This window comes from Hydrogenophilus islandicus (assembly GCF_054657095.1).
This window is the reverse complement of sequence record NZ_BAAHXE010000006.1, coordinates 50,545-75,495: the sequence shown is the minus strand read 5'-3', so window position 1 is coordinate 75,495 and position 24,951 is coordinate 50,545. Positions and strand designations below refer to the sequence as shown.

Sequence of the window (24,951 nt, the reverse complement as noted above, 5' to 3'; positions counted from 1 at the left end):
GTTGTGGAGGGCATTGCGATGGAATCGGATCGGCAGCATGAGGCGTGGCAGGCGGTCCTTCCCCTGTTGGATCGGATCGCGCGGGCACTGGAGGCGAATCATCTTGGGAGTGCGCTCGTTCCCCCCGATTGGGGGCAGTACGACGCCTTTTGGTTGCGTCGCTTCGGGCCGCAGCTGGCGCTCGAACCGGTGCGCCATCCTCACCGCTTGCGGCTCGCCCAGCTCCAGGAGATTGACGCGCAGAAGGCGCGGGTGGTTGCCAACACCGAGCAGTTCCTGCGCGGGCTTCCGGCGAACAACGTGCTCCTTACCGGCGCCCGCGGCTGCGGGAAGTCGTCGCTGGTCAAAGCGCTCCTCACCGAATATGCCGCGCAAGGGCTGCGGTTGATCGAGATCGACAAGGGGGATCTCACGGAGCTTCCGCGCCTTTTGGAGTTGGTGGCGGAGGCGCCGTGGAAGTTCATCCTTTTTATTGACGACCTCTCGTTCGAGCCGGGTGAGGCCGCCTACAAGACGCTCAAAAGTGTCCTCGACGGTTCGATCTGGGCGCAACCCGAGAATGTCTTGATCTATGCGACCTCCAACCGCCGCCACTTGATGCCCGAGTACTTCGCCGAGAACGAGGCGACGCGCCACGTCGGGGACGAGGTCCATCCGGCAGAGGCGACCGAAGAGAAGGTCTCGCTCTCCGAGCGGTTCGGCCTCTGGGTCTCTTTTTACCCCTTCTCGCAAGCGGCTTACCTCGCGATCGTCGAGACCTGGTTGCGCCACTTTGGCGCGGGTGACGCCGAGGTGGCTGCCGCGCGGCAGGAGGCGATCGTCTGGGCGATCGAGCGGGGGTCCCGTTCGGGTCGGGTCGCGTGGCAGTTTGCGCGCGATTGGGCCGGCCGCCATGGGCTCGCGCGATGAAGCAGGTGGTGGTGGCTGCAGCGGTCCTGTGGCGAAGCGACGGCGCGGTGCTCTTGGGGCAGCGCGCCGCGGGGACCTTCTACGCCGGGTTCTGGGAGTTTCCCGGCGGCAAGGTGGAAGCGGGCGAGACACCGCACGACGCGCTGATTCGCGAGCTCGCGGAGGAGTTGGGGGTAGTGCTCACCCACGCCCGGATTGCCCCGTGGCTCGTGCGCACCCACCGTTACGAACACGCCGAGGTGACGCTCCACTTTTTTCAGGTGTGGGATTGGGAGGGGGTTCCCCAACCGCTTGTCCATGCGGCGCTCGCGTGGGAGCGGCCCGGGGCGTGGTCGGTTTCGCCCGTTTTGCCCGCGAACGCACCGGTGCTCGCCGCGTTGGCGCTCCCGCAGCGGATGGTGGTCTCGAACGTCACCGCAGCGTGTCAGGGCGCTCCGGTCGGGAGCCGCGCGTGGGGGGAGGCGGCCGAGCGTTTAGCTGACGCGATCGCTGCGGCGCGCACCCACGGCGAGGTGATCGTCCAGATTCGCGAGCGGCTGCCGGGGGAGAGTGAATATGCGCACTCAGAGCCGTGGTCGGCATTGGGAATCGACCGGCTGGTGTGCCTCGCGCGCGACGCCGGGGCGAAACGGGTCGTAGTGAACGGCCCGCCCGAGTGGGCAGTGGCGGTAGCGGCCGACGGGTGTCACCTCCCGGCCGAGCAGGCGCGGGCATTTGCTTCTACCCCCGCAGGGTGGCGGCGCGAGGGGCTGCTCGTGGGGGTTTCGGTCCATGACGCTCAAGAGCGGGCGGTGGCCGAGGCGCTTGCCGCCGACTATTGGGTGGTGGGCCCGGTTGCCCCCACCGCGACCCATCCCGATGCCACCCCGCTTGGTTGGTCCCGTTTTGCGGCGTTGATCGCTCACCCGCCGGTGCCAGTTTTTGCGATTGGCGGGCTTGGGGAAAAGGATCTGACGGTCGCGCAGGCGCACGGCGCGCACGGGATAGCGGCGATTCGCGGCTGGCGATCGGCCTCTGACTAGTAGCAGAGGGCGAGGGCAAAGGGAAAAGTGTCGCGGCTCACCGTTTCGCTCCCGATCCCCCCGTCGGGGGTGAGCGGAATGAAGTGGATGTTGAATTGGTACTTGTTCGCCGAAACTTTGGGCACAACCCGATGGGCGGCGTCGACCCAGACCTGCACGAGGCGCGGGAGTGTTCCGTCGAGCGTCCGTTGGTAGCAGCCGTTTGCCGCAATAAGCGTCTGCGGTTCGCTCTGGGCGCGCAGCTGTTCGAGCACACAGGCAACGGCATTGGTGAGTGGCGCAAAGGGTTCGGCCCATGCCGCAAGGTCGGCACGACGCTTTTCTGCCGTCTGGTTGAGCCAGAAGTGGTAGGTGGGGAGATCGAACCCACAGACGCCGCCCGAGACGTGGGCACGGGTACGCAGGGCGTTGAGAAGCGGCTGGCTGCGCATCTGGTGGTCGATGCGCCCCGGTTGGTGACGAAGTGCCTCGATCACAGGGAGCACCCGGGCGGCACGCTCGGCACCCGAGAGGCGGCGAGGTCGTTGTGGGGGCGAATCGGCGGACTCGGAAGACGCCGTGAGCTCGCTTTCGAGCGTCGCGATGAGGTGTCTTTTGAGGTCCCCCCGGCTCGCGATATCGACGCACTCAAAGAGGGTCATCAGCGCGGCGTGGTGGTCGTTGGGGTCGCTCGCCGACGCGAAGTGGTTCCAGCGGAGCCACGCTGCTTCGATTCTCAGCCACGTGCGCACCTGTTCGGTGAGGGGGAATTCGAAACAGATCATCGCTCCCCCGCGGCAAGTTTCAGGTAGCGCTGGTGGTGGTCCGCCACTTGACGCGCCAGGTGCTCAAGGTCGCCGCTGTTGTCGATGACATCATTTGCGGCAGCAAGGCGCACGGCGCGCGGCGCCTGAGCGGCGAGAATTGCGGCGATCTGTTCGTCCGGCAACCCTGAGCGCGCTTTGACGCGCGCAATCTGCAGCGCCTCTGGGCAATCGACGACGAGGATGCGGTCCAGCAACGCCTGGTAGGCCCCCGTTTCGACAAGGAGCGGGACAACCAGGATCAGGTAAGGGTGGTGGGGGGCGAGCGCGGTGATCTCGTCGCCGACAATCCCGCGGATCATCGGGTGGAGGATTGCTTCGAGCCGTTTGCGTGCGGTTGCGTCCCGAAAAACGAGCGCCCGCATCGCCGCCCGGTCGAGTGCCCCCTCGGCGGTCACCACCGCGTCGCCAAAGGCGTCGCGAATCGCCGGGATCGCGGCGCCTCCAGGTGCGGTAAGGCGGTGGGCGATCGCGTCGGTGTCGATCACCCCGGCACCCGCTTCGGCGAAGAGGTGTGCCGCGGTGCTCTTCCCCGAGCCGATTCCGCCGGTGAGCCCCACGAGATAAGGTTTCATCGCGCGCACTCCTGCCACGTGACCTCAGGAAGACGCGCTCGCGCGCGCCCAAGGAAGCGGTCGACGAGCGGCTGAGCCCCCTCCACGGTGATGGTGACCTTTGGCGACCGCTCGCGCGGCAGCAGCTCAACCGCCGTCACACCCCGGCGACGCAGCTCGGCAACCAGCCGCTCGGCGCGCTCGCGGGTACGGAAGATCCCGAGCGAGATCCGCCACTGGTGGGGCCCCGGGTCGCGAATGATGAAGAGGTCATTCACCCCCTGTTGACGCAGCGTCTCGGCGAGCGCCCGCGCCGCTTTCTCGTTCGCTTGACGGGGGGTGGTCACCCACCACGCGTCGACAGCCGCTTCCCGGGCGATCGCCAAGCGAACTCCGCCGACACTCTGCGCCAGTTCCTGGGCGATGTGCACCCGCTCCCGATCGATCTCCGCGAGCCGGCAGAGGATCACCGCTTTGGGCGGGGGGAAGGGGGTGGGCGCAGACGGAGGAGCTGCAGGGGTAGCAGGTGGAGCGCTGGGAGGGGCGCTCGGTTGTTGGGCGGGGGGTGTGGCGGAGGGTTCCAAGGAAGGTGCCTCGGAAGAGGCGGGCAGAGACGGGGGCTGGGGTGCCTCTGGCGCTGCGGCCAAGGGAGGTCGGCCAGCCCCTCCCGGGGCGTCGGAACCAGCGTCGGACCCAGAGGCGGGACCGGGTGGAGGCGACTGGGGAGCCGCTCCACTCGGGGGTTGGGGTGAGGGAGCATCCGCGGCTGCGACAGAGGGTTCTGGGCGGTCGGTTGGCCCTGAGGAAGCAGAGGGTTCCCCCCGTTTGTTACCGTATTCAGTGACGGTGGCACGCACCAACCGGAGCGCGTCGCTTCTGAGCGGCTGAGGAATCGGCTGCGGACGCGGCGGTTCCGGGAGCTTGACGATCCCGGTTTGGACCGCGACCAAGAGCGCGTTGATCACGAGCAGCAGGGCGATCGCAAAACGCATCGCGCAGGAGTCTCCTCAGCCGTCGGGCGCTCTGCCTCAAGCGGCCGGGGCCGCCACCTTCGGGAGGTGTTCGAGCGACGCAACAACCGCCTCAGCGGGGTATTCGTAATCTTCGAGTTCCCCACGCAGATATTTGTCGTACGCGGCGAGGTCGAAGTGGCCGTGACCGGTGAGGTTGAAGAGGATCACCTTCGCTTCGCCCGTCTCTTTGCAGCGCAGCGCCTCGTCGATCGCGGCGCGAATGGCATGGCACGACTCCGGCGCCGGCAGAATCCCCTCGCAGCGGGCAAAGAGGACGCCCGCTTCGAAGGTGGCCACCTGCGGAACCGCGACCGCCTCCAGCAACCCTTCATGGTAGAGTTGGGAGACGAGCGGCGAGTCGCCATGGTAGCGCAACCCTCCGGCGTGAATCCCGGGGGGCATGAAGTCGTGCCCGAGGGTGTACATTCTCATGAGCGGCGTGAAGCCCGAGGCGTCGCCAAAGTCGTAGGCATAGACCCCTTTGGTGAGGGTGGGGCATGAGGTGGGTTCGACCGCAACGCACCTCAGGTTCGCGGCCCGCTTTTCGCCGGCGATCTTGTCCGCCAAAAAGGGAAACGCGATGCCGCCAAAGCTCGAACCGCCGCCGCACGGACCGAAGATCACGTCGGGGTAGAGCCCGAGCTGCGCAAACTGCTTCTTCGCCTCGAGCCCGATCACCGTCTGGTGGAGAAGCACGTGGTTGAGCACCGAGCCGAGGGTGTAGTTGGTGTCGGCGCGGCTCGCTGCCTCCTCCACCGCCTCGGAGATCGCGATCCCCAAAGAGCCGGGGTTGTCGGGATCGCGTTCCAGGATCGCGCGGCCGGTTTGGGTGTGGGGCGAGGGGCTGGCGAAGACTTCGGCGCCCCACGTCTGCATCAGAATGCGGCGGTAGGGCTTTTGCTCGTAGCTCACCTTTACCATGTAGACGCGGACGTCGAGCCCGAACATCTGTCCCGCAAAGGCGATCGAGCTCCCCCACTGTCCTGCACCGGTCTCCGTGGTGAGCCGCTTGATCCCCACCAACTGGTTGTAGTAGGCCTGCGGCACCGCCGAGTTGGGCTTGTGGGACCCGGAGGGGGAGACCCCCTCATACTTGAAGAAGAGCTTTGCGGGGGTGCCGAGCGCCTGCTCGAGACGAACGGCGCGCACCAGCGGCGACGGGCGCCAGATGCGGTAGGCGTCGCGAACGGCCTCCGGGATCGGGATCCAGCGCTCGGAGCTCATCTCCTGCTCAAGGAGCGGCCCCGGGAAGATCGCCCCCATCTGCTCGGGGGTGACCGGTTTGCCGTCGGGCCCAAGGGGCGGTGACGGCGGGTTGGGCATGTCGGCGACGATGTTGTACCAATGGGTGGGGATCTCGTTTTCGGGCAGAAGAATCCGCGTCGGTGTGCTCATGGCGTCTCCTTGTGGTGGATGGGGGGTGTGGCGGCGGGCGAGCAGGAGAGAGCTGCCAGCCCTAAAAACAGCAAATTATCGCGCACCTCATGGGGGAAGTCTAGGTGGGGTGCGATGAGCGGCGCTGCGCCTCCGTGGAGGATGACGTGCGGAGGGCGCTTGGAGCGGGCGGCAGCCTCAGCAACGAACGCGGCGATCGCCCCTTTGTGCGCGAAGAGGACGCCGCCCGTGATCGCCATTTCGGTATCGGTGGGGGGGAAGGAGGTTGCCGCAAGGCGCGGCATCACCGTTTGGGGGTCGAGGAGTGGCAGCTGGGCTGTCGCGCGGGCGAGCGCGTCGAACATGAGGGAGACGCCCGGAAGGATCACCCCGCCGCGGTAGGTCGCCGTCTCGTCGATCCAGTCGAGGGTAGTCGCCGTGCCGCATCCGACGATCACCGCAGGAAGCTGACCGAGGATCACGGCGCCGATCGCCGCAACCCAGCGATCGGTCCCAAGCTGCTGCGGGTTGCGGTAGCCGTTGGTGACTCCGCACGCGTGGGCCGTCGTGGCGATCCAGCGGCAAGGGATCGCGTGCACCGCGAAGCGCGCAGTGATTGCGTCGCGTAAGCTCGGCTCGGTGACGCTCACCCCCACCGCTTCGCGAATCAATGGGAGGTGGGGGGTGAGCTTCTGCCACCAGGCGTCGAGAGATGCCGGATCGTAAGCGAATGCCCCTTGGGCGTCGTCGCGCCAATACCACTTGCCGCGGCTGTTGCCGAGGTCCAGAAGGAGCGGCACGGGGCGGAGCCGAGCGGTTGCCGTGCGTAACGTCATCGGGCTCCCGGCCGGCGTCGTCACCTCAAGCGCCCCGTCTTCATTGACCCCGGTGAGGCGCACGAGCGTCTCACCGGGTGCGTCGGCATTTCTCGAGAGGCGCAGCCAGCGGTCGCGCCACGCTGCGCGCTCCCACCACGCCGCGCGCCACGGGGTGAAACCTGCGCCCCGGCGGTAATCCTCGAACACCTCGACCACCGCGCCCACAAGCGTCTGGGTCAATGTCTCTGCCGGGGGGACGAGCGCCAGATGGTGCGCAATCGCTGTCGGGGGGAGCGTCCATGGGTCACTCGCGTCGAGCGGGGGCGTTGCGCGGTGGTTGATCCCCACCCCCACGACAACGAGCGGCGGTTCTGTACCACGCCACTGGGCTTCGACGAGGATGCCGCCGAGTTTCTGGTCAGCGATCAAGAGGTCGTTGGGCCATTTGAGGCGAACGGGGAGCTCCAGGAGTTCAAGCCGTTCGGCAAGCGCCGCACCTACCGCGAGCGACAGCCCCTCGAGCGGCTGCCCAAAAGGGAGGCGTGTCGCAACCGAAAAGGCGATTCCCGCGCCATCGGGCATCGTCCAGCGGCGCCCCTGCTGACCGCGCCCCGCGCTCTGCCGCTCAGCTGTGACGGCGAGATAGGCTCCAGGCGCGAGGCTCGCGCCGTGGGTCGCGGCGACGTCGTTGGTTGACGTGCAGCTTTCGAGCTTCAACCACTGGAGCGCCAGAGAATCGGGCATGAATCTTGCTCTTATTTCGACGAGACGGTGATCACTTCGAGGAGATCAGATGAAAGAGATTGCGATTGTACGCTTTTCTCCCCAGGAAGGGCCGGGGACCTTTGCCGATTTCGTCGCCCAGCAAGGGGGTGAAACGCATCTCATTGCGGTCGATGAGGGCGATCGACTTCCAGACGATCCCGAACGGTACGACGGCTGGTGCCTGATGGGGGGACCGATGAGTGTCAATGATCCTCTTCCGTGGATTCCACCGTTGTTGTCGCTGCTCCGTCGCGCGGTAGCTTTAAGGGTGCCGCTCATCGGCCACTGTCTGGGCGGACAGCTGATCGCGAAAGCGTTGGGGGGGCGTGTCGTTCGCAATCCGACGAAAGAGATCGGTTGGGGTGCGGTGTGGGTGACCGACCGCGAAGAGGGGGCGCGGTGGCTGGGGGGCAGCGAGCGCTTCGTCGCTTTTCACTGGCATGGCGAGACCTTCTCGCTTCCTCCCGGAGCAAAGGGGTGGCTCGCTAGTGCCCATTGTGCCAACCAGGCCTTTGCGCTCGGTCCCCATCTCGCGTTGCAGTGTCACGTTGAGATGACCGAAGAGATGATTCACCGCTGGTGCGCGGAGTGGGAGAAAGAGGGGGCCGCACCGAGCCCAGCGGTGCAGACGCCAGCGGAGATCATCGCGGCGATCCCGGAATTTTTGCCGCAGCTCACCGAGACCGCTGCCACGCTCTACCGGGCCTGGTGGCAAGGGGTGCTCAACAGGTGAGCAATTGCTGCCACGATTAGGTGCATCGCGTGCTCCGTTTGGGTGCGTCGATGTGTGTGTGTGTCAGAAGGGGTTGATTCACGAAAGGAGCTCTTCATGAAAATGGTTAGTGCGATCATCAAGCCGTTCAAGCTCGACGAAGTGCGCGAAGCGTTGAGCGAAGTCGGTGTATCGGGGTTGACGGTGACCGAGGTCAAAGGATTTGGCCGGCAGAAGGGGCACACCGAGCTCTACCGCGGCGCGGAGTATGTGGTCGATTTTCTGCCCAAAGTACGTATCGATGTTGCGGTGCAAGACGAGCAACTCGATCAGGTGATCGATGCGATTGTCGCAGCGGCGCGAACGGGCAAAGTCGGCGACGGAAAGATCTTCGTGATGCCGCTGGAGGAGGTGGTGCGGATCCGAACCGGCGAAACGAATGATGCGGCCCTGTGATCCTGGGCTTGAGCGAAACAGTGTGAAAGGAGAGTAGCAATGGAGATGGTCAATAAAGGCGATGTCGCCTGGATGCTCACGGCAACGCTCTTGGTGTTGATGATGGTCGCGCCTGGACTTGCCCTCTTTTATGGCGGGATGGTGCGGGCCAAGAATGCCCTATCGGTGTTGATGCAGGTATTGACCACCTTTGCGTTGGCCGTGGTCCTCTGGGCCATTTACGGTTATACGCTCGCGTTCACCGAAGGCACCCCCTGGATCGGCTCGTTGGCCAAACTCTTTCTCCACGGGGTGGGGGTTGAAAGCGTTGCAGATACCTTCAGTGAAGGGGTGAAGTTGCCCGAATTCGCGTTCGTCGCCTTTCAGGGGACCTTCGCCGGAATTACTGCTGCGTTGATCGTCGGCGGTTTTGCGGAACGGATCCGTTTTTCGGCGGTGCTGATCTTCACGGCCCTCTGGCTCACCTTTGCCTACCTGCCGATCGCCCATATGGTTTGGGGGCCGGGGGGGTGGCTCCTTAAGGATGGGGCGCTCGACTTCGCCGGAGGGACGGTGGTCCATATCAACGCGGGAATCGCCGGGTTGGTCGGTGCCTACCTCGTCGGCAAACGGATCGGCTACGGTCGCGAGGCGCTCACGCCCCACTCGCTCCCCCTGACGATGGTGGGCGCGTCGCTCCTCTGGGTGGGTTGGTTCGGCTTCAACGCCGGTTCCGCACTCGAAGCGAACAGCACGGCGGCGCTCGCTTTCCTCAACACGTTGTTGGCTACGGCTGCAGCGATCCTGATGTGGCTGCTCGGCGAGGCGATGCTAAAAGGGAAACCGTCGATGCTCGGCGGCGCGTCGGGGGCGGTGGCCGGGTTGGTGGCGATCACACCTGCGGCGGGGACGGTAGGGCCGATGGGGGCGCTGGTGATCGGTGCCGTCGGCGGCATGGCCGGGTTGTGGGGGGTCAATGGCTTGAAGCGGTTGCTCGGTGTCGACGACGCCCTCGACGTCTTCGGGGTGCATGGCGTCTGCGGCATCGTCGGTGCGCTGCTGACTGGCGTTTTTACCGCTCCCTCACTGGGGGGAACGGGCAGTGCCGATTTTGCGATCGCCACCCAGCTCGTGATCCAAGCAAAAGGGGTGATCGTCACCCTGGTGTGGTCCGGTTTGGTTTCGCTCGCCGCATACAAGATCACGGCGCTCATCACGGGCGGTTTGCGGGTGGCAGAGGATGAGGAGCGCGAAGGGCTCGACATCGTTGCCCACGGCGAGAGCGCCTATCGATATTAATTTCTAAGAAAGCATCTCTTCTGTGTCTCGTTGCCCCTTGCTGTTTGTCGGCAAGGGGTGTTTTTTTGAGTGTCAGTTGAGCATACGCTTTGACCATTGGGGTATGGTCGGTGTCACTTGGGACAATACCCCGAAATCCTATCATTTGTCAGATTGAGCGCGCACCCAAACTGTGCAGAGTATGCACACTTTGGAAACCAAGCGCACCTTTTTGCTCCATTTTTTTAAAAACTCAGTGGTATTCGCCTGGCTCCGGTTAGGAAAAAGCTCGGACAATACCTGGCACGCAATTTGCTAGATGAAAAGTAGAGAAGCTTTTTGCCTTGGGATTCTTTCTAGGAGTGAAGCCATGCACCCAACAATCTCTGGTTCAGACGCAACCTTGGAATCTTCATCTGTCACTGCCAAATCCTCTCCGGTCAGTAGCAGCCGTCGTAAGCTGCTTACTGGGGCCGCTGCGGTGGTTGGCAGTTCGCTATTAGCCAACCTCAGCCACTTGGCATGGGCTGGCGGTTCGGACGCACCCGAGAAGAAGGAGATCAAGATCGGCTTTATCCCACTGACCGACTGTGCAAGCGTTGTCATGGCCAGCGTGCTGGGCTTCGATCAGAAGTACGGTGTAAAGATCGTTCCCAGCAAGGAAGCCAGTTGGGCTGGGGTACGCGACAAGCTGCTCAGCGGCGAGCTTGATTTCGCCCACGTGCTCTATGGCCTGGTGTACGGGGTGCATCTGGGTACGGCTGGACCTCAGAGGGAGATGGCTGTGCTGATGACCCTTAACAACAACGGTCAGGCTCTGACGCTGTCCAAAAAGCTGGCCGACAAGGGTGCCAGCACGCTCGAGGGGCTGGTGGCGCTCATGAAGCGCGAACCTCGTGAGTATACCTTTGCCCATACCTTCCCCACGGGCACCCACGCGATGTGGCTCTACTACTGGCTGGCTAGCGCGGGGGTAAACCCCCTCAAGAATGTGAAAACCATCGTGGTGCCCCCGCCGCAAATGGTGGCCAACATGCGGGTCGGCAACATGGACGGCTTCTGTGTGGGCGAGCCCTGGAACCACCGCGCGATCCTCGACGGCATCGGGGTGACCGCAGCGACCAGCCAGGACGTTTGGAAAGACCATCCTGAAAAGGTGCTGGGAACGACGGCTCACTTCGTACGGCAATACCCCAATACCGCGCGTGCCGTTACGGCAGCCATTTTGGAGGCGAGCCGTTGGATCGATGCCAGTTTGCAGAACAAGACGAAGATGGCCGAGACGGTGGCCCAGAAAGCTTATATCAACACCAGCGTCGATGCCATCATCGATCGCATCTTGGGTCGCTACCAGAACGGTCTGGGTAAGACCTGGGACGACCCCAATCATATGAAGTTTTATAACGACGGTGCGGTGAATTTCCCTTATCTGAGCGACGGCATGTGGTTTCTGACGCAACACAAGCGTTGGGGTTTGTTGAAAGACCATCCCGATTATCTCACAGTAGCAAAACAGATTAACCAGATTGCTATTTACAAGGATGCCGCCGCTGAAACTAAAACACCCTTGCCAAATAGCGAAATGCGTACGTCGAAGCTGATCGATGGTGTGGTTTGGGATGGAAAGGATCCTGCCAAATACGCTGACAGTTTCGCTATCAAAGTGTGACTGGCGCGACACCTCGCCAAAACTTCAGTCAGGAGATCCAATATGGTTAGCAGCGTTGTCCTCAGTAGTATAAAGCATACGGGCGTATCAACTTCCGGGGGATGCGTATCTCCCGGACCTTCGATTCCTGAGCAGGATAACCACAAATGCGGTGACAGTGGAGGCGAAAAGACGTTGCAAGGTAAAGCACCTGAAGCCGTCGCGTCATCCGTGAGATCGCAACGAGTTGACGGCCAGGAACTGGCCATGCGCATCATGGCGCCAGTCATGGGCCTGAGCTTGCTGGTCATTGTCTGGGCGCTGGTTGCCAACGGTTCCGGCAGCGCCATCCCAAACCCAATAGAGACCTGGCAGCAGGCAGTGCAGGTCTTTGCCGATCCGTTTTACCGCAATGGCCCTAACGATCAGGGCATCGGCTGGAATCTGCTCTCATCCCTGCAGCGGGTGGCCACTGGTTTTGGGTTGGCGGCGCTGATCGGCATCCCGGCGGGGTTTGCCATCGGGCGTTCCGAATTTTTGCGCCGCATGTGCAATCCCATCATCAGCTTACTACGCCCCGTGTCACCCCTGGCGTGGCTGCCGATTGGTCTGCTGGTCTTCAAGGGAGCCCATCCGGCAGCCATCTGGACCATTTTTATCTGCTCCATCTGGCCGATGATCATCAACACGGCGGTGGGGGTCCAGCGGGTGCCGCAGGACTATCTGAATGTGGCCAGGGTGCTGGACCTCAGCGAATGGAAGATCATGACCAGGATCCTCTTTCCCGCCGTTTTGCCTTACATGCTGACCGGCGTGCGCCTTGCTGTCGGCACCGCGTGGCTGGTGATCGTGGCTGCCGAAATGTTGACGGGTGGCGTGGGCATCGGTTTCTGGGTCTGGGATGAATGGAACAACCTGAACGTGAAGAACATCATTGTCGCGATTTTCGTCATCGGTATCGTGGGGCTGGTGTTGGAGTTTGCGCTCATCAAACTGGCTTCGGCCTTCACCTACGACGAGGTGAAATCATGAACGCCAGCAAGTACATCGAGATCCAGGGCGTGAGCCAGACCTTCAAGACCAAAAAGGGGCCCTTCACCGCCCTGCGCGACATCAATCTCACCATTGCCAAGGGTGAGTTTGTCGCCCTCATCGGTCACTCGGGCTGCGGCAAATCGACCCTGCTCAACCTGATTGCCGGACTCACCACCCCGACAACCGGTACCCTGTTGTGCGACAACCGTGAAATTGCCAGTCCCGGGCCCGAGCGGGCGGTGGTGTTCCAGAACCACTCCCTGCTGCCGTGGCTGAGTTGTTTCGACAACGTCTATCTGGCCGTTGAGCGGGTATTTGGCCGGGGGCGTGCAGGCGCCCCTGCCGAGACCAAAGCCCAACTGAAAGCGCGCACCGAAGCTGCCCTGGCACTGGTGGGGCTGAGTCACGCGGCACACAAGCGCCCCGGCGAAATCAGCGGTGGCATGAAACAGCGCGTGGGCATTGCCCGCGCGCTGGCCATGGAGCCCAAAGTGCTTTTGATGGACGAGCCTTTCGGCGCGCTGGATGCTCTCACCCGCGCCAGGCTGCAAGACGAGCTGATGGAAATTGTCGCCCGCACCCGCAGCACGGTGGTGATGGTGACCCACGACGTCGACGAGGCGGTGCTGCTGTCCGACAAGATCGTCATGATGACCAACGGCCCTGCCGCCACCATCGGCGAGATCCTGCCTGTCGAACTGCCTCGCCCGCGCAACCGCGTGGCGCTGGCCGACCATCCGGACTACCTGCGCTACCGCAAGGCGGTGATCGACTTTCTCTACACGAGACAACGGCACGTTGAAAAGGAGGCTGTATGAACCATCCTTCCCCCTCCCGGACCGGCACAACCGACATCCGCCCACCGCGGTTGGTGATGGTCGGCAACGGCATGGCGGGCGTCCGCGCTTTGGAAGAGCTTCTGAAGCTGGCACCCGACCTGTACGAGATCACGGTTTTTGGCGCCGAGCCTTACCCCAACTACAACCGCATCATGCTGTCGCCGGTGCTGGCGGGCGAACAGACCCTGGATGAAATCATCCTGAACGACTGGTCGTGGTACGAGCAGCACCACATCACCCTGTACGCCGGCTGGACGGTGACCAGTGTCGATCGCGCCCGCCGCCTGGTTCACGCCAGCGGTCCGGGCGGCGCCACCAAATCGGTGCCTTATGACCGGCTCATCCTGGCCACGGGTTCCAACCCCATCCTGCTGCCTGTGCCGGGCAAGGAACTGGCCGGAGTGCTGGCCTACCGCGACATCGCCGACACACAGGCGATGATCGATGCCGCCGCAAAGTACAAGCAGGCGGTGGTGATTGGCGGCGGCCTGCTGGGTCTGGAAGCGGCCAACGGCCTGTTGAAACGGGGTATGGAGGTGACGGTCGTGCACCTGGCCCCGTGGCTGATGGAGCGCCAGCTGGACCAAACCGCTGCTGGGTTGTTGCAGCGCTCGCTGGAGGAGCGGGGCATGAAGTTCCTGCTCGGGGCACAGACCGAGGCCCTGGTAGGTGGCGAAGACGGCCGGGTGGCTGCCGTCCGCTTCAAGCCCGGCACTGCGCCGGTACCGGAGATAGCAGCCCAACTGGTGGTCATGGCCGTGGGTATCCGCCCCAACACCGCGCTGGCTGAGCGCATGCGCTTGCACGTCAACCGCGGCATCGTGGTCACCGACACGATGCAGACCGTGACCGACCCGCGCATCTACGCCGTCGGCGAATGTGTCGAACACCGCGGTGTGACCTACGGGCTGGTCGCCCCACTGTTCGAGCAGGCCAAGGTACTGGCCAACCACCTGGCGCTGTTTGGCATTGCCCGCTACAGCGGCAGTCAGGTCTCTACCAAACTCAAGGTCACCGGGATCGACCTCTTCAGCGCGGGCGATTTCATGGGCGGAGAAGGCACCGAAACCATTGTGCTTTCTGACCCTGTGGGTGGCGTCTACAAAAAGCTGGTGCTGAAAGACGACCGGCTGGTGGGCGCCTGCCTCTACGGCGATACCGTCGACGGTGCCTGGTACTTCAAGCTCATGCGGGAAAAGCGCAATGTTCGGGACCTGCGCGACCGGCTGATGTTCGGCGAGGCCAACCTGGGCGATACCGGCCATCAGGGACACAACAAGGCCGCGTCGATGGCCGACGACGATGAGGTCTGCGGCTGCAACGGCGTGACCAAGGGTGCGATCTGCAAGGCGATCAAGGAGAAAGGGCTGTTTACGCTGGAGGATGTGCGCCGGCATACCAAAGCGAGCGCCTCCTGTGGCTCCTGCTCTGGGTTGGTCGAGCAGTTGCTGATGCTCACCCTGGGTGGGGACTATTCGGCGGCCCCATCGAAAAAGGCGATATGCGGCTGTACCGATCTCAGCCATGAGGAGGTGCGTCAGGCCATCCGAACCCCGCTGCCCGACGGCAGTAAGCTCCTGACCATCGACGCCGTCATGCGGTACCTGCAATGGCGCACGCCCAACGGTTGCGCCAGCTGCCGGCCGGCGCTCAACTACTATCTGATCTCCACCTGGCCGAAAGAGGCGCAAGACGACCCGCAGTCTCGCTTCATCAACGAGCGCGCCCACGCCAATATCCAGAAGGATGGCACCTTCAGCGTGGTCCCCCGCATGTGGGGCGGAGAAACCAGCGCCGCCGAACTGCGCCGCATTGCCAAAGTGGTGGAACGCTACAAGATCCCGACCGTCAAGGTGACGGGTGGGCAGCGCATCGACCTGCTTGGCGTGAAGAAAGAGGATCTCCCGGCCGTCTGGCGCGATCTTGGTATGCCCTCGGGGCACGCCTATGCCAAAGCCCTGCGTACGGTAAAAACCTGCGTCGGCAGTGAATGGTGTCGCTTTGGTACCCAGGACTCGACGCAGATGGGCAAAGCGCTCGAGCGCGCCTTGTGGCGGATGTACGCGCCGCACAAGGTCAAGCTCGCCGTCAGCGGTTGTCCGCGCAACTGCGCCGAGGCGGGAATCAAGGATGTCGGCATCATCGGTGTCGATTCCGGCTGGGAAATCTATATCGCCGGCAATGGCGGCATCAAAACCGAGGTGGCCCAGTTCCTCTGCAAGGTGAAAACGCCCCAGGAGGTCCTGGAATATGCCGGCGCCTTCCTGCAGCTCTACCGCCTCGAGGGGTGGTATCTGGAGCGCACCGTCCATTTTGTCCAGCGTGTCGGAATGGATTACGTGAAAAAGCGCATTCTCGACGACGCCGAGGGTCGCAAACGCCTGTGGGAGCAGTTGCAATTCGCTCTCGATGGCGAACCGGACCCGTGGTCGGAGCTTGCGCAGGCAAAGCTCGATGCCCGGCAATTTGAAACGATTGAGGTCTGAGCGGAGAAACCCATGAGCGAATGGATCTATATCTGCCGCATGGAAGACATTCCAAAGCTGGGCGCCCGTCGGGTGCGGCGAAAGAGGGGTGCGGATGTGGCCATCTTTCGCACGGCCGATGACCAGGTTTTTGCCCTGCTCAACCGCTGTCCCCACAAAGGGGGGCCGCTCAGTGAGGGGATCGTTTTTGGCACGAACGTCGCCTGCCCGCTCCACAACTGGACCATCGGCCTTGAGGATGGATGCGCCCGCGAGCCCGATCACGGGTGTACCCAGCGCTTTGCGGTCAAGGTTGAATCCGGGCTCGTCTATCTCGCCGCGCACGAGATCGATGCGCTGGTGCCTGACGCCGTCGAGGAAAGCCCATGACACCGACGCCTGTTCGGCAGACGCGCTCGACCTGCCCCTATTGCGGAGTAGGCTGTGGTGTCATCATCGAATCCGCCGGCACGCAAATCATCGGCGTGCGCGGCGACCCCGATCATCCGGCCAACTTCGGCAGGCTATGCAGCAAAGGCAGCACCTTGCATCTTACCGCCGCCGCGGCAACCCACGCTACCCGGTTGCTCCATCCCATGCGCCGTTGTGCACGCGGTCAGGAACCATCTGTGATCAGCTGGGATGAGGCGCTTGACGAGGCAGCACGCCGGTTTGGCGAGATCATCGAACAACACGGCCCGGATGCGGTGGGGTTTTACATCTCCGGCCAGTTGCTCACGGAAGACTATTATGTCTTCAACAAGCTGGCACGCGGCCTGATTGGCACCAACCATATCGACAGCAATTCGCGCCTTTGTATGAGCAGCGCGGTGGCCGCGTACAAACAGGCGTTCGGGGCCGATGCGCCACCGGCCTGTTATGCCGACATCGATCACGCCGACGTGATCTTCATCGCCGGCGCCAACCCCGCTTTTGCCCACCCGATACTGTTTCGCCGCATCGAGCAGGCAAAGGAGGCCAACCCGGCGCTGAAGATCATTGTGGCCGACCCCCGCCGCACGGAAACGGCCGAGCTCGCCGATCTCCATCTGCCCCTACTTCCGGGCAGCGATATTGCCCTGTTTCACGGCATGCTGCATGTGATGGTCTGGGAACGACTGATCGACGACCCGTTTATTGCTGCCCATACCGTGGGATTTGACGACCTGAAAAGGCTGGTCGTCGACTTCACCCCGCGTCAGACAGCGCAACTGTGTGGCCTCGACGCGGAGGCAATCGTGCAGGCCGCGCGCTGGTTCGCCCAATCCCGCGCAACCCTCTCGCTCTACTGCCAGGGGTTGAACCAGAGCCGTTGCGGCACGGATAAAAACGCGGCACTCATCAACCTGCATCTGGCCACCGGTCAAATAGGCCGCCCGGGGGCCGGCCCTTTCTCGCTCACCGGCCAGCCCAACGCGATGGGCGGACGTGAGGTTGGCGCAATGGCTACCCTACTGAGCGGCCATCGCGACTGGTCAAACCCCGCCCACCGCGCCGAGGTCGCGCAATTGTGGGGGGTGAAAGCCCTGCCCGACACCCCCGGCAAAACCGCGGTCGAGCTGTTTGAAGCGGCTGCCCAGGGGCAAATCAAGGCCTTATGGATCGCCTGCACCAACCCGGCGCAATCGATGCCCAACCAGGAGATGGTTCGTCGGGCGCTGAAGCGCTGTGAATTTGTCGTGGTCCAGGAAGCTTACGCCCACACGGCAACCTGCGCTTACGCCGACCTCTTGCTTCCAGCGGCGACGTGGGGGGAAAAAGAGGGCACTGTCACCAACAGCGAACGGCGCATCAGCCGGGTTCGGGCGGCCGTGCCCCCACCCGGCGAGGCCCGCCCGGACTGGCGGATTGTGGTGGACTTCGCCCGCCGCCTTGAGGCGCGCTGGCCCTCACGGCTCAACGGGCAGTCTACCCTTTTTCCCTACCGCAGCCCCGAAGAGATCTGGAATGAGCACCGCGAATCGACGCGGGGGCGTGACCTGGATATCACCGGGCTCAGCTACGGGCAGCTGGAACGCGCGCCCCAACAATGGCCCTGCCCCGAAGGGGGAATGCCACGGGCCAGGTTGTACGAGGACGGCCGCTTCCCCACGCCCGATGGCCGTGCGCGCTTTGTGGCCGTGACCTACCAGCCGCTGGCCGAGCCCCGTGACGCGCGGTATCCGTTCAGCCTGATCACGGGCCGGCTGCGCGATCAATGGCACGGGATGAGTCGCACCGGGCTCCTTGGTCGACTGTTTGGTCACGTCAACGAGCCCACAGTGCAGTTGCATCCGCGCGACATGGCGCGGCTGGGGCTGCAGGAGGGGGACCTTGTCGAGCTCGCCTCGCGACGCGGCTTTATCCTCCTGCCGGTGCAGGGCAGCGAACAGCTGGCCCCCTCGCAGGCCTTCCTGCCCATGCATTGGGGCGAGGAATTTCTCAGCGGCGCCAGCGACTCGGGCGAGGCGCTGGCCGGCGTTAACACCTTGACCACCTCGGTCTTCTGTCCGATCTCCAAACAACCCGAACTCAAACATGCCGCAGTCAGAATCCGCAAGGTCACGTTGCCATGGACCTTGTTCGGTGCAGCCTGGCTGCCCACTGAACACGCCTACCGCGCCATCGTCACCCTGCGGACTCTCATGCGGCAGTTCTCCTACGCAAGCTGCGTACCCTTCGGCAACGAACCCAACGACCGCGGTGTCCTTGGCGTGTTGCTGCGTGCAGCGGCTCCCGCGCCGCCAGGGAAAGCGCTGCTGGATACCATTGAGCAGATCCTGGGGCTGGCTGCTGCGGATGCGCTGCGTTATGTCGATCAGCAGCGGGGACAACGTCGCACGCTGCGCCTGACCAGGGGCCGTGACGCTTCTGGCGATCTTCGCCTCGAGGCCTTTATGGTGGCTGGCAATACGGGCGCCGGCTCATGGCTTCTTGAGCTGCTGCAAAGTGAAAGACCGATCCACGGCGGTGCCCATGCCCTGCTTGCCCCCAGCGCCCAAGCCTTGACTCCACGCGGCCAACGGAGTCGCCAGGTGTGCACCTGCCTCAACGTTACAGAGTCGGAGATTCTCGCCACCCTGGCCCAATGTCACGGGAGCGCCGAAGAGCGGCTGCAGCAACTTCAGGCTGCACGCGGTTGTGGCACGCAATGCGGCTCCTGCGTGCCGGAGTTGCGCAGGATGGTACGGATCCAGCTTGAGGGTAAAATTGCCTCCTGATGCGACACCCCCACGCCTAAGGAAGCGCCCGATGGCGGACGAGCACCCGCGCGCAGGGGGCAAAACGGGCCGCGAGCCGTTCGGCGAGATAGACCGAACGGTGCTGCCCGCCGGTGCAGCCGATCGCGACCGTCAGGTAGCTGCGCTGCTCGGCGCTGTAGCAGGGGAGCCAGCGGGTGAGGAACGCCGCAATCTCCTCTTCCATCTGTTGGACGAGCGGCTGTGCGGCGAGAAACGCTTGGACCGCCGGGTCTTTCCCCGTGAGGGGGCGCAACGCCAGATCGTAGTAGGGGTTGGGCAAGCAGCGGGCGTCGAAGAGGATGTCGGCATCGAGCGGCACCCCCTGTTTGAAGGCGAACGACTCGAAGGTGAGGGTGAGGGGCGCCCGGGCCGCGTCGGCGGGCAGGAGCCACTCGCGCAACGTGCGGCGGAGCTGCTGCGGGAGCAGCTGGCTCGTGTCGATGCGCTGCGCCGTCGCGGCGAGCGGCTCGAGCAGGCGCCGCTCGGTGGCGATCGCCTCTTCGACCGTCATCGTGCCCGTCGCCAACGGGTGGGCGCGCCGCGTCTCGGAGAAGCGCGCAAGCAGCACCTCGTCGCGGGCGTCGAGAAAGAGCACCTGGGGGGTGATGCCGGTCCGCTCACTGATCGCCGCAAGCGTTTGCGGGAGCGCCTCAAGGCTGCCGCTGCGGACATCGACCGCTACCGCAATCCCCTCGCGCCGCTCAAAGGTGGGGGTGGCAAAGGCGTGGTGGAGGATATGTTCGACCACCGGCGCGAGAAACGCGACGGGAAGATTGTCAAGCGCAATAAAGCCGCTATCCTCGAGCGCGCGCAACGCAACGGTCTTTCCCGCCCCCGAGACGCCGCTCACCACGACGACGCGCGGGGTGGGAACAGTACCCTCGGCTTGGGGTTGGAATGACGTCATCAGCCCTGGCGCCATTTGATCGAGCAGCCGATCGACGGGATCTGTTCGCGCGGACCCTCACCGGTCTGGGCGATCTGGACCATCGCCTCAAAGAGCTCCCGCTTCGCGTCTGGGGGAGCGGGTTGGCGTCCCGAGGCGTCGAGGCGACCGCGGTACTGCAGTTCGAGGTTGCGGTTGAAGCCGAAGAAGTCGGGGGTGCAGACTGCGCCGTAGGCCTTCGCAACCTCCTGGGTCTCGTCCCAGAGGTAGGGGAAGGGGAACGCCTTTTCGCGCGCGATGCGCTGCATGTTGTCGAACGAATCTTCAGGGTAGTCGGTGGGGTCGTTGCTCATGATCGCTACAGAACCGATCCCGTACGCGGCGAGCTCCCGCGCGTCGCGGATGATGCGGTCGAGCACCGCTTTCACGTAGGGGCAGTGGTTGCAGATAAACATCAAGAGAAGGCCGTTTTCGCCGCGGACGTCGGCCAACGAGTAGCGTTTGCCGTCGACGCCCAGGAGGTTGAAGTCGACGGCGCGCCAACCGAAATCGCAAACTGGGGTATTGACTGCCATGGGTGTGCTCCTGTGATGGGGGTTTGTTCTCTATTTTAGCGAAGCGCAGCGAAAGCGGACAAGGAATCGGCACCCCCGGCCGTGCGGGGGATCGGTCACGAGAACTTCGGCCTGGTGCTGTTCGGCGATTTCACGCACGATCGCAAGCCCCAGCCCCGACCCCTCGCCCAGCCGCTCCGTATCGGGGAGGCGAACAAAGGGTTCGAAGATCCGCTCCCGCTCGGCGGGCGGAATCCCGGGACCGGTGTCATCGACCGCAACCGAAAGCGTCTGGTCGCTCTGAAGGAGGTGGAGGGTGACCTCGCCGCCCGGCGGGGTATAGGTGATCGCGTTGTCGATGAGGTTTTTGAAGAGCTCCCCCAGCATCAACGGGTTCGCGATCACCGGGGGGCACTCCTCGGGCGCCTCGAGCGCGAGCGCCACCCCTTTGCGGCTCGCTTTCGGGTAGAGGTCGGCGACCGCTTCCCGCAGGATCGGAACCAGGTCGGTGGGGTGGAAGCGGTGGACCTGCTCCGAACTCGATTCGGTGCGTGCGAGCGTCAGAAGCTGGTTGATGAGGCGGGCGCTCCGTTCGGCAGCCATGATGATCCGCTCGAGGTCGGCGCGAAGCTCCTCGGGGGTGGTCGCTTCGCGGGCGAGTTCCGCTTGCATCTTGAGGCCGGTGATCGGCGTGCGCATCTGGTGGGCGGCGTCGGCGATGAAGCGGCGCTGCGCAGCAAGATTCTCCTCGAGCCGCGCCATCAGGCGGTTGAACGCTTCGATGAGCGGGCGAATCTCTTCCGGCACCCGTTCGGGGTCGATCGGTGAGAGGTCGGTAGGGCGGCGGCGCGCGAGGTGCTCTTGCAGTCTTCTGAGCGGGGCAAGCCCTTTGGTGAGGCCAAACCAGACCAGAACGACCGCAATGGGAACCAGGATGAACTGCGGCATCATCACGCCGGTCAGCACTTCGGTCACGAGCGCGTGCCGCTGCTTCACCGTTTCGGCCACCTGCACCGCAACAAGCGTCTGCCCGTGGGCGTGGGGCTTGAGTTCGATGAGGGTCGCGAGGCGCAACGGTTCACCGCGGTAGTCGATGTCGTGAAAGCGGACGTCGACGTCCGCAAACCACGTCGGGGTGGGAAGCTGCGCGTTCCCCGCGAGGCGCTCCTCAGGCGTGCGCACCTCGAAGTAGAGCGTGGCGTCGCTGCCGGCGTGGAGCATCCATTGCGCTGGCGCAGGCAGGGTGAAGTGGGGTCTTCCTTCGTCGATCGCCACAAAGCGCATCAGGAGGCGCGCCCGCTCGGCCAGGGCCTGGTCGTAGGGGCGGTGGGCGATTTCGGTCGCGATCTGGTAGGTGAAAAAGATGGTGATCGGCCACAGCAGCAGGAGCGGCGCGAGCATCCAGTCGAGGATCTCGCCAAAGAGCGAGTTCGGTTCAGCGCGCCGTTTGGGAATCAGAAACGGCATGGTCGCTTTCCAGGCAGTAGCCGACGCCGCGGACCGTCCGAATCACCGCGCCGCACCCGTCGATCTTCTTGCGCAGGCGGTGAAGATAGACCTCAATCGCGTTCGTCGACACCTCCTCCTCCCACCCGCAGAGGTGTTCGACGAGCTGCTCTTTGCTGACGAGCCGCCCTTGGCGAAGGAGGAGAAACTCGAGGATTGCGAGCTCCCGCGCGGAGAGTTCGAGCGGCTCCTGGTCGAGGTAGGCGCGCCGGGCGGTCGCGTCAAAGGTCAGACGCCCGACCCGCAGCTGCGGGGGGGCAGCGGCGCTTCTGCGGGTAAGCGCCCGCACGCGTGCTTCGAGCTCGCGCAGGTCAAAGGGTTTCGTCAGATAGTCGTCTGCGCCGGCATCCAACCCCCGCACGCGGTCTTCGATGCCATCCTGCGCGGTGAGAATCAAGACGGGGGTTGTCTTTTGCCGCGCGCGCAGGCGTTGGAGCACCTCGATTCCCGAGAGCTTGGGAAGACCCAAGTCGAGGATCACGAGGTCGTAATCGGTCGTCGCGAGTGCCGTGTCCGCGGCGATGCCGTCAGCGACCGCGTCCACAGCGTAACCCTGGCGTTTGAGCGCTTGCGTGAGCCCCCGGGCAATGAGCGGGTCATCTTCAACGAGGAGAATGCGCATCGTGCCACCCCGCGCTGATCGGTTCAGCGCGAAGTGTGCCACAGGAACGCGCTATTGTTTGCTGCTCGGCGCCGAATGCGTCGCTTGGGGTTCGTGTGACCGCTCGCTTATAATTCCCCCCCATGCCCTTTTTCGCGATCGGTCTCAACCACCATTCCGCTCCCGTGACGGTGCGCGAACAGCTCGCGGTGGCCCCTTCGGAGCTGCCAGAGCTCTTGCGCACGCTCGTTGCTGCCGGGATCGGGGTGAGCGAAGCGGCGCTCCTTTCGACCTGTAACCGGACCGAATGTTACGTCGCCGCTTCTGACCCTCACGCGGTTTTTGCGTGGCTATGCAAAGAGCGGCGGGCTGACGCGGGGCAGGTGGCGCCGCACCTCTTCATTCACCGTGACGAGCACGCCGTGCGCCACATCTTTCGTGTCGCCTCAGGGTTGGACTCGATGGTGTTGGGGGAGACGCAGATCGTCGGTCAGTTCAAGGAGGCATTCCGCTTGGCGCAGCGGGCGGGAACGCTCGGCAAGCATGTCCAGACGGTGCTCCAGATGGCGCTCTCGGTTGCCAAGGAGGTGCGCAGCAGTACCGCGATCGGGGCCAACGTCGTCTCGATGGCCGCTGCTGCGGTGCGCCTCTCAGAGCGGGTCTTCGGGCCCGTTGCTGCGCAGCGGGTCCTCTTTGTCGGCGCGGGGGAGATGATCGAAACGTGCGTCGCCCACTTCGCTGCGGGTCGCCCCCGCCGAATCGCGATCGTGAACCGGACGCTCTCGCGCGCTGAACAGCTGGCTGCCCGTTTTGCCGCCGAGCCCTTTCCGCTGGAGCGGCTGCCGGAGCTTCTTCCTGAGTTCGATACGATCGTCGCGAGCACCGCAAGCCCGCTGCCGCTCATTGGCCTGGGGATGGTCGAGCGGGCGCTCAAAGTGCGGCGGCGGCGCCCTTTCGTGATGGTCGATCTGGCGGTCCCGCGCGACATCGAGCCGGAGGTGGGGGAGCTCGACGATGTCTTCCTCTACGCCGTAGACGATCTCGCCCAGATCGTTCAGGAGGGGCGGGAGAGTCGTGCGCAGGCGGTGCGGGAGGCCGAAGCGATCATCGACGCCCGGCTCAGCGAATTTCTCCACTGGGTGAGCAGCCAAGAGATGGTGCCGCTCATTCGGCGATTGCGCGCCCACGCGGAGGCGGTGACGGCGGCCGAGCGGGAGCGGGCGCTTGCGAAACTCCGCGCCGGGGCCGATCCGGAGGCGGTGATCGCGGGGCTCACCCACGCGCTCGTGAACAAGTGGCTCCACGCGCCCACCACCTTTTTCCGTTCGGCTCCTCCGGAGGCACGACAGGCGTTGAGCCGCTGGGCACCACAACTCTTTGGCTGGGAGAGGGAAGAGCGATGAAAGCTTCCTGGGTCGAACGTTTCCAGGCGATGGCCGACGAACTCGCCGAGGTCGACCGGGCGTTGGCCGATCCCGTCACCGCCGCTGACCCCGAGAAACTCCGCGTCTTGATGCAGCAGCGTGCCCGCTTGGTCGAACCGGTCGCACTCTGGGAGCGCTTTGCTGTACTGGAGCGGGAGCTGGCCGAGGCGGAGCAACTCGTAAAGAGCAGCGACCCGGAGTTGGCCGAGCTCGCCGAAGCGGAGCGTGCGGCGCTGCTCGCTGAACGGGAGCGGCTCGAGCAGCGCTTGGCCGACGCGTTGGTCCCGGAAGACCCCCTCGATCAGCGCAACGCCTACCTCGAGATTCGCGCCGGTACCGGCGGGGAGGAGGCGGCACTCTTTGCGGCTGATCTCTTCCGGATGTACGCGCGCTACGCCGAAGAGAAGGGGTGGCGGGTCGAGGTGCTCTCCGCGAGCGAATCGGACCTGGGCGGGTTCAAGGAGATCATCGCCCACATTGCGGGGGAGGGGGTCTATGGGCGACTCAAGTTCGAGTCGGGGGGGCACCGGGTGCAGCGGGTGCCGGTCACCGAAAGCCAGGGGCGGATCCATACCTCGGCGTGTACCGTCGCGGTCTTGCCTGAAGAGGACCCCGAAGTAGTCGCCGAGATCGACCCCAAAGATCTGCGGATCGATGTCTTTCGCGCGTCGGGCGCAGGGGGGCAGCACGTTAACCGGACGGAGTCAGCGGTGCGCATCACCCACTTGCCGACGGGGATCGTCGTCGAGTGTCAGGATGACCGCTCCCAGCACCGCAACAAGGCGAAAGCGCTCGCGGTGCTCGCCGCGCGTCTAGCGGAGCGGCAGCGCGCCGAGCAGCAGGCAGCGACCGCGGCAACCCGGCGCAAGCTCCTGGGGAGCGGCGACCGTTCTGACCGCATCCGCACCTACAACTTCCCCCAAGGGCGGGTGACTGACCACCGCATCGAACTCACCCTCTATCAGCTCCCGCAGATTCTCGACGGGGCGCTCGACCTGTTGATCGAACCGCTGCGGCGGGAGGCGCGCCTCGAGGCGCTCACTGCGTTGGAGGAGTCCTCGGGTGGCTGAAACGGCGCAAACGGTCCGC

Annotated in this window: 22 protein-coding genes; 13 read left to right on the top strand and 9 right to left on the bottom strand. The window is 64.3% G+C overall.

Going from position 1 to position 24,951, the window contains the following annotated elements:
• Nucleotides 1-18: 18 nt before the first annotated feature.
• Nucleotides 19-909: an ATP-binding protein gene (locus ACYQ6T_RS03590; protein WP_459827727.1), complete on the top strand. Its 891-nt coding sequence runs from the start codon at nt 19-21 to the stop codon at nt 907-909.
• A complete protein-coding gene (locus ACYQ6T_RS03585) occupies nt 906-1,931 on the top strand; it encodes a Nudix family hydrolase (protein ID WP_459827724.1) in 1,026 nt (341 codons plus the stop codon). Before ACYQ6T_RS03590 ends, ACYQ6T_RS03585 begins: the two co-directional genes overlap by 4 nt.
• On the opposite strand, the gene zapD is transcribed toward ACYQ6T_RS03585, so the two are convergent.
• From zapD to ACYQ6T_RS03560, 5 genes are read right to left on the bottom strand one after another with little or no spacing between them, the layout of a single operon-like run.
• Complete coding sequence (gene zapD, locus ACYQ6T_RS03580; RefSeq protein ID WP_459827723.1) at nt 1,928-2,695, bottom strand: cell division protein ZapD; 768 nt, start codon at nt 2,693-2,695, stop codon at nt 1,928-1,930. The genes ACYQ6T_RS03585 and zapD overlap by 4 nt on opposite strands.
• Nucleotides 2,692-3,309: a dephospho-CoA kinase gene (gene coaE, locus ACYQ6T_RS03575; RefSeq protein ID WP_459827720.1), complete on the bottom strand. Its 618-nt coding sequence runs from the start codon at nt 3,307-3,309 to the stop codon at nt 2,692-2,694. Before coaE ends, zapD begins: the two co-directional genes overlap by 4 nt.
• The gene (locus tag ACYQ6T_RS03570) at nt 3,306-4,280 is read right to left on the bottom strand and encodes an SPOR domain-containing protein (protein WP_459827718.1); all 975 of its coding nucleotides are present in this window, start codon (nt 4,278-4,280) and stop codon (nt 3,306-3,308) included. The genes coaE and ACYQ6T_RS03570 overlap by 4 nt, the downstream gene beginning before the upstream one ends.
• Nucleotides 4,281-4,316: 36 nt before the next feature.
• On the bottom strand, nt 4,317-5,696 hold the full coding sequence (locus ACYQ6T_RS03565) for a TrpB-like pyridoxal phosphate-dependent enzyme (RefSeq protein WP_459827715.1): 1,380 nt from the start codon (nt 5,694-5,696) through the stop codon (nt 4,317-4,319).
• Nucleotides 5,693-7,237, bottom strand: a complete 1,545-nt coding sequence (locus ACYQ6T_RS03560) for a biotin--[acetyl-CoA-carboxylase] ligase (RefSeq protein WP_459827712.1) — start codon at nt 7,235-7,237, stop codon at nt 5,693-5,695. Before ACYQ6T_RS03560 ends, ACYQ6T_RS03565 begins: the two co-directional genes overlap by 4 nt.
• Before the next feature lie 49 nt (nt 7,238-7,286).
• Here ACYQ6T_RS03560 and ACYQ6T_RS03555 point away from each other — a divergent pair, with 49 nt between their 5' ends.
• The 9 genes from ACYQ6T_RS03555 to ACYQ6T_RS03515 all read left to right on the top strand — a co-directional run bounded on the left by ACYQ6T_RS03555 (nt 7,287) and on the right by ACYQ6T_RS03515 (nt 18,870).
• A complete protein-coding gene (locus tag ACYQ6T_RS03555; RefSeq protein WP_459827709.1) occupies nt 7,287-7,991 on the top strand; it encodes a type 1 glutamine amidotransferase in 705 nt (234 codons plus the stop codon).
• 96 nt (nt 7,992-8,087) lie between these two features.
• Nucleotides 8,088-8,426, top strand: coding sequence for a P-II family nitrogen regulator (glnK, locus tag ACYQ6T_RS03550; protein ID WP_459827706.1), 339 nt, complete (start codon nt 8,088-8,090; stop codon nt 8,424-8,426).
• A gap of 39 nt (nt 8,427-8,465) precedes the next feature.
• Complete coding sequence (locus tag ACYQ6T_RS03545; RefSeq protein WP_459827703.1) at nt 8,466-9,704, top strand: ammonium transporter; 1,239 nt, start codon at nt 8,466-8,468, stop codon at nt 9,702-9,704.
• A gap of 349 nt (nt 9,705-10,053) precedes the next feature.
• Nucleotides 10,054-11,352 (top strand): CmpA/NrtA family ABC transporter substrate-binding protein, encoded by a 1,299-nt coding sequence (locus tag ACYQ6T_RS03540; protein ID WP_459827700.1) that lies wholly within the window; start codon nt 10,054-10,056, stop codon nt 11,350-11,352.
• Between the two features lie 42 nt (nt 11,353-11,394).
• Nucleotides 11,395-12,363 (top strand): nitrate ABC transporter permease, encoded by a 969-nt coding sequence (gene ntrB, locus ACYQ6T_RS03535; RefSeq protein ID WP_459827697.1) that lies wholly within the window; start codon nt 11,395-11,397, stop codon nt 12,361-12,363.
• The gene (locus ACYQ6T_RS03530; RefSeq protein WP_459827695.1) at nt 12,360-13,184 is read left to right on the top strand and encodes an ABC transporter ATP-binding protein; all 825 of its coding nucleotides are present in this window, start codon (nt 12,360-12,362) and stop codon (nt 13,182-13,184) included. Before ntrB ends, ACYQ6T_RS03530 begins: the two co-directional genes overlap by 4 nt.
• Nucleotides 13,181-15,691: a nitrite reductase large subunit NirB gene (gene nirB, locus ACYQ6T_RS03525; protein ID WP_459827692.1), complete on the top strand. Its 2,511-nt coding sequence runs from the start codon at nt 13,181-13,183 to the stop codon at nt 15,689-15,691. Before ACYQ6T_RS03530 ends, nirB begins: the two co-directional genes overlap by 4 nt.
• A 12-nt stretch (nt 15,692-15,703) precedes the next feature.
• The gene (gene nirD / locus ACYQ6T_RS03520) at nt 15,704-16,060 is read left to right on the top strand and encodes a nitrite reductase small subunit NirD (protein WP_459827690.1); all 357 of its coding nucleotides are present in this window, start codon (nt 15,704-15,706) and stop codon (nt 16,058-16,060) included.
• Nucleotides 16,057-18,870 carry a nitrate reductase gene (locus ACYQ6T_RS03515; protein ID WP_459827688.1) on the top strand — a complete coding sequence of 938 codons (2,814 nt, stop codon included), beginning with the start codon at nt 16,057-16,059 and terminating at the stop codon, nt 18,868-18,870. The genes nirD and ACYQ6T_RS03515 overlap by 4 nt, the downstream gene beginning before the upstream one ends.
• A gap of 16 nt (nt 18,871-18,886) precedes the next feature.
• Here the strand turns inward: ACYQ6T_RS03515 and rapZ are convergent, their stop codons facing one another.
• The 4 genes from rapZ to ACYQ6T_RS03495 are packed head-to-tail and all read right to left on the bottom strand — an operon-like array spanning nt 18,887 to nt 22,459.
• Nucleotides 18,887-19,798: an RNase adapter RapZ gene (rapZ, locus tag ACYQ6T_RS03510; RefSeq protein WP_459827685.1), complete on the bottom strand. Its 912-nt coding sequence runs from the start codon at nt 19,796-19,798 to the stop codon at nt 18,887-18,889.
• On the bottom strand, nt 19,798-20,352 hold the full coding sequence (locus tag ACYQ6T_RS03505) for a thioredoxin family protein (RefSeq protein ID WP_459827683.1): 555 nt from the start codon (nt 20,350-20,352) through the stop codon (nt 19,798-19,800). The genes rapZ and ACYQ6T_RS03505 overlap by 1 nt, the downstream gene beginning before the upstream one ends.
• Before the next feature lie 30 nt (nt 20,353-20,382).
• Nucleotides 20,383-21,798, bottom strand: coding sequence for a sensor histidine kinase (locus ACYQ6T_RS03500; RefSeq protein ID WP_459827680.1), 1,416 nt, complete (start codon nt 21,796-21,798; stop codon nt 20,383-20,385).
• Nucleotides 21,767-22,459, bottom strand: coding sequence for a response regulator (locus tag ACYQ6T_RS03495; protein ID WP_459827677.1), 693 nt, complete (start codon nt 22,457-22,459; stop codon nt 21,767-21,769). Before ACYQ6T_RS03495 ends, ACYQ6T_RS03500 begins: the two co-directional genes overlap by 32 nt.
• Before the next feature lie 122 nt (nt 22,460-22,581).
• Here ACYQ6T_RS03495 and hemA point away from each other — a divergent pair, with 122 nt between their 5' ends.
• Together hemA and prfA are read left to right on the top strand one after the other, a co-directional pair.
• A complete protein-coding gene (gene hemA / locus ACYQ6T_RS03490) occupies nt 22,582-23,841 on the top strand; it encodes a glutamyl-tRNA reductase (protein ID WP_459827674.1) in 1,260 nt (419 codons plus the stop codon).
• Nucleotides 23,838-24,932 (top strand): peptide chain release factor 1, encoded by a 1,095-nt coding sequence (prfA, locus tag ACYQ6T_RS03485; RefSeq protein WP_459827671.1) that lies wholly within the window; start codon nt 23,838-23,840, stop codon nt 24,930-24,932. Before hemA ends, prfA begins: the two co-directional genes overlap by 4 nt.
• Nucleotides 24,933-24,951: the final 19 nt, after the last annotated feature.

Excerpts from the sequence above, each read along its gene's own strand:
- ACYQ6T_RS03560 (WP_459827712.1), bottom strand. The coding sequence starts at position 7,237 with ATGCCCGATTCTCTGGCGCTCCAGTGGTTGAAGCTCGAAAGCTGCACG.
- ACYQ6T_RS03545 (WP_459827703.1), top strand. The coding sequence starts at position 8,466 with ATGGAGATGGTCAATAAAGGCGATGTCGCCTGGATGCTCACGGCAACG.
- prfA (WP_459827671.1), top strand. The coding sequence starts at position 23,838 with ATGAAAGCTTCCTGGGTCGAACGTTTCCAGGCGATGGCCGACGAACTC.
- hemA (WP_459827674.1), top strand. The coding sequence starts at position 22,582 with ATGCCCTTTTTCGCGATCGGTCTCAACCACCATTCCGCTCCCGTGACG.
- coaE (WP_459827720.1), bottom strand. The coding sequence starts at position 3,309 with ATGAAACCTTATCTCGTGGGGCTCACCGGCGGAATCGGCTCGGGGAAG.
- ACYQ6T_RS03570 (WP_459827718.1), bottom strand. The coding sequence starts at position 4,280 with ATGCGTTTTGCGATCGCCCTGCTGCTCGTGATCAACGCGCTCTTGGTC.
- ACYQ6T_RS03590 (WP_459827727.1), top strand. The coding sequence starts at position 19 with ATGGAATCGGATCGGCAGCATGAGGCGTGGCAGGCGGTCCTTCCCCTG.
- ACYQ6T_RS03515 (WP_459827688.1), top strand. The coding sequence starts at position 16,057 with ATGACACCGACGCCTGTTCGGCAGACGCGCTCGACCTGCCCCTATTGC.
- nirD (WP_459827690.1), top strand. The coding sequence starts at position 15,704 with ATGAGCGAATGGATCTATATCTGCCGCATGGAAGACATTCCAAAGCTG.
- zapD (WP_459827723.1), bottom strand. The coding sequence starts at position 2,695 with ATGATCTGTTTCGAATTCCCCCTCACCGAACAGGTGCGCACGTGGCTG.
- rapZ (WP_459827685.1), bottom strand. The coding sequence starts at position 19,798 with ATGACGTCATTCCAACCCCAAGCCGAGGGTACTGTTCCCACCCCGCGC.
- ACYQ6T_RS03500 (WP_459827680.1), bottom strand. The coding sequence starts at position 21,798 with ATGCCGTTTCTGATTCCCAAACGGCGCGCTGAACCGAACTCGCTCTTT.
- nirB (WP_459827692.1), top strand. The coding sequence starts at position 13,181 with ATGAACCATCCTTCCCCCTCCCGGACCGGCACAACCGACATCCGCCCA.
- ACYQ6T_RS03530 (WP_459827695.1), top strand. The coding sequence starts at position 12,360 with ATGAACGCCAGCAAGTACATCGAGATCCAGGGCGTGAGCCAGACCTTC.
- ACYQ6T_RS03555 (WP_459827709.1), top strand. The coding sequence starts at position 7,287 with ATGAAAGAGATTGCGATTGTACGCTTTTCTCCCCAGGAAGGGCCGGGG.
- ntrB (WP_459827697.1), top strand. The coding sequence starts at position 11,395 with ATGGTTAGCAGCGTTGTCCTCAGTAGTATAAAGCATACGGGCGTATCA.
- ACYQ6T_RS03540 (WP_459827700.1), top strand. The coding sequence starts at position 10,054 with ATGCACCCAACAATCTCTGGTTCAGACGCAACCTTGGAATCTTCATCT.
- glnK (WP_459827706.1), top strand. The coding sequence starts at position 8,088 with ATGAAAATGGTTAGTGCGATCATCAAGCCGTTCAAGCTCGACGAAGTG.
- ACYQ6T_RS03495 (WP_459827677.1), bottom strand. The coding sequence starts at position 22,459 with ATGCGCATTCTCCTCGTTGAAGATGACCCGCTCATTGCCCGGGGGCTC.
- ACYQ6T_RS03505 (WP_459827683.1), bottom strand. The coding sequence starts at position 20,352 with ATGGCAGTCAATACCCCAGTTTGCGATTTCGGTTGGCGCGCCGTCGAC.
- ACYQ6T_RS03565 (WP_459827715.1), bottom strand. The coding sequence starts at position 5,696 with ATGAGCACACCGACGCGGATTCTTCTGCCCGAAAACGAGATCCCCACC.
- ACYQ6T_RS03585 (WP_459827724.1), top strand. The coding sequence starts at position 906 with ATGAAGCAGGTGGTGGTGGCTGCAGCGGTCCTGTGGCGAAGCGACGGC.